This is a genomic window from Blautia sp. 210820-DFI.6.14 (assembly GCF_020558815.1).
Lineage (GTDB): Bacteria > Bacillota > Clostridia > Lachnospirales > Lachnospiraceae > Blautia_A > Blautia_A obeum.
This window is the reverse complement of record NZ_JAJCKS010000057.1, coordinates 1-3,053: the sequence shown is the minus strand read 5'-3', so window position 1 is coordinate 3,053 and position 3,053 is coordinate 1. Positions and strand designations below refer to the sequence as shown.

Sequence of the window (3,053 nt, the reverse complement as noted above, 5' to 3'; positions counted from 1 at the left end):
AACAACCATAAACGCTCGTTAAAAGCGTCATTCTATATCGCCATACAAGACGATTATGTAAGGAAAAATCCTTTTGATTTCAAGTTAAGTGAAGTCTTAGAAAATGATACAAAAGAGAAAGTCGCATTGACAGAGGAACAAGAACAAGCCCTACTGTCATTCATCAAGACGGACAATGTGTATCATAAGTATTTTGATGATGTGCTGATACTGTTAAAGACTGGACTTCGTATCTCGGAACTGTGCGGATTGACAATCATGGACGTTGATTTTAACCATGAGGTTGTGATTATCGACCACCAGTTACTAAAGAGCAAGGAACAAGGCTATTATATTGAAACGCCTAAAACAAAGAGCGGAACAAGGCAAGTACCGTTGAGTGAGGAAACAATCAAAGCATTTCAACGATTGATGAAGAAACGCCCAAAGGCAGAACCATTTGTGATAGACGGACGGGGCAACTTCCTATTTGTCAATCAGAAAGGCAAGCCCAAAGTTGCCATTGATTACAACGCCTTATTTGTCCGTATGGTAAAGAAATACAACAAGCACCATAAGGATAACCCCTTGCCACATATCACACCGCACACGCTACGCCATACGTTCTGTACAAGACTGGCAAGCAAGAACATGAACCCGAAAGATTTACAGTATATCATGGGGCATTCAAATATCAGTATCACAATGAACTGGTACGCTCATGCGTCCATAGATACCGCAAAATCAGAGGTTCAGCGTCTAATTGCATAGAAGTATTTACCACGATTTTAACCACGTTTGATAGCGAAAATATAAGAAGATAGACCTAGATATGTGAGGTTTACCACAAAAGCAAAATGCCCGTAGAGCCGATAAAATAAGGCTTTGCGGACATTTAAGAAGATATAAAAAGATAGTCAAAAAGACATATATAATTTCATGTGAAATAATATCATTTTTCAAATACATACTCAAGTGGTATATTATGAATTGTAAATAAAAATTACTATCTATAGACAGTTATAATAATAAACAGAATGGAGAATTTACTAATGTCAGCATTAACAATCAGTAAAGAAGATGAAAAAAGAGTAAAAGGGATGGGCTTCCTCAACAATCGAGGAACTGATCTGTTTTCTGCACGGGTACTCACCGTAAACGGAAAGGTAACCGCCGCACAACATCACTGTATGGCCGATGCTGCCGAAAAATTCGGCAATGGGAATCTGTTATACACCACACGGCTTTCTGTTGAAATTCAGGGAATTCCCTATGATAAAATTGAAGAGTTTCAGGAATTTATCGCCAAAGAAGGCTTAGTGACCGGTGGCACCGGTGCAAAAGTTCGTCCGGTTGTCTCCTGTAAGGGAACGACATGTCAGTATGGGCTACTTGACTCTTATGCACTTTCTGAGGAAATCTACCGACGTTTTTATGAAGGATTTCAGGATGTTGCCCTGCCACACAAATTCAAAATTGCAGTAGGTGGATGTCCAAACAACTGTGTAAAACCCAATCTGAATGATGTCGGCATTATCGGTCAGCGTATTCCTGAAGTAAACAGTGAACTCTGCAAAGGCTGCAAAAAATGCGCAATTGAAGCAGCATGTCCAAATGGTGTTGCCAAAGTTGTAGATGGAAAAATCACAATTGACGAGATGCAGTGCCGACATTGTGGTCGCTGTGTCGGAAAATGTCCGTTCCATACAATTGCAGATGGTATTTATGGATATAAAATTTATATCGGTGGACGCTGGGGGAAAAAAATTTCTCGCGGAAAATCTCTCAGTAAAATCTTCGCATCCAAAGAAGAAGCGCTGAATGTTATTGAAAAAGCAATTTTATTTTTCCGTGATAACGGCCTGAAGGGAGAACGTTTTGCAGAAACAATTGAGCGTATCGGCTTTGAAAACGTAGAAAAAGCTCTGCTTCAGGACTAATTTTTCGTAAAACAAGAACAATTGGAAGCACGGTTACTTTATTTCGTGGGCTCGGAGATTCCAAAAGTCCAATATATTTTATCGCCATTGCCTGTATAGTAAACATCTGTCTGATTGTCTTCCATTGGATGAAATAACATGTGATCATGCCCATGATGGCATAAATATACTTACTCAGGAATTTGTAATATTTTTAATAAGTCTTTTTGGGGAAAATCCGGATTACTTTGGTAGATATCAATGTAGTCCGGATCTTCTGTTCTGGAATTAAATGCCGGAAAAATGAAACCACATTCTGGTTTACCAGGTTCATAATCACCGGAAACCGGACAGATTGCACAGATGATATATTCGTAGATTTCTTCGGATTCCCAGAGGCTTTCGTGATCGGCTGCTTTGAGAGGGATATCATAAGTATTATGGAAGAGATATACTGCATAATCATGATTTGTATGGTAATTTTCTGCAATGTAGTCATAAAAAGATTCCAAAAGTGCATCATTTTTGAGAGCACAGGATTTGATTCCCAAAAGGAGCTGACGGATTCCACCTAATGCATATGCTTCTTTAGGAATTTTATAGCGTTTGAGATTCTGGTTGGTTTGCGCGAACGGAATTGCCTTGGCTATAGTAAGGTTTTTTTCTTTTTCAGAGTTTTTCAGTTTTAGGAAGTTGGTATTGAAGGTTCCATCGATAAATCCATCTGCGTCCATGTAACTGCCAGCTATGCGTGTCATGGATGTACGGGCAATTGTCATTCGACGGGTGAGTTCGAGCATATCGTCGCGGTTGATTCGTGTGATTGAGGACATGGGGATTCCTTTCTAATTTTAATCATTATTTTCTTACGCAATTGTTCTTTTGGATAATTGTTTTTTTGATAATTGTTCTTTTACGAAAATTCTTATTTTTTCAGCCATACATAGTAAATTGCCTTCTAATTTGGAAGAAATCTCAAAGTTCCTTAATAAAATCTGGTAATTCGATTTCATATTTACAGTATAGCAAATCATAATAAAGAAAGATACAAAAAAAGAAGCAGATCTCTCTGCTCCTAATATTATCGTATCTTCAAAACCACATACATGTTGACAACCAACCGAATCAATTCTGACCATGCTTTCTTGGTCAAGC

Annotated in this window: 4 protein-coding genes; 2 read left to right on the top strand and 2 right to left on the bottom strand. The window is 38.4% G+C overall.

Features of this window, described 5'->3' with window-relative positions; genetic code table 11:
- Both LI112_RS17580 and LI112_RS17575 read left to right on the top strand, forming a co-directional pair.
- On the top strand, positions 1-750 hold a 750-nt coding region (locus LI112_RS17580), incomplete at its 5' end, for a site-specific integrase (protein ID WP_227191188.1).
- Between the two features lie 281 nt (positions 751-1,031).
- A complete protein-coding gene (locus tag LI112_RS17575; RefSeq protein ID WP_022388617.1) occupies positions 1,032-1,919 on the top strand; it encodes a 4Fe-4S binding protein in 888 nt (295 codons plus the stop codon).
- Positions 1,920-2,089: 170 nt separating this feature from the next.
- On the opposite strand, the gene LI112_RS17570 is transcribed toward LI112_RS17575, so the two are convergent.
- Together LI112_RS17570 and LI112_RS17565 are read right to left on the bottom strand one after the other, a co-directional pair.
- On the bottom strand, positions 2,090-2,731 hold the full coding sequence (locus tag LI112_RS17570; protein ID WP_055056642.1) for a DUF4317 family protein: 642 nt from the start codon (positions 2,729-2,731) through the stop codon (positions 2,090-2,092).
- 33 nt (positions 2,732-2,764) lie between these two features.
- On the bottom strand, positions 2,765-3,053 hold a 289-nt coding region (locus tag LI112_RS17565; RefSeq protein WP_227191187.1), incomplete at its 5' end, for a hypothetical protein.

Coding starts and splice junctions, on each gene's coding strand:
- LI112_RS17575 (WP_022388617.1), top strand. CDS start 1,032: ATGTCAGCATTAACAATCAGTAAAGAAGATGAAAAAAGAGTAAAAGGG.
- LI112_RS17570 (WP_055056642.1), bottom strand. CDS start 2,731: ATGTCCTCAATCACACGAATCAACCGCGACGATATGCTCGAACTCACC.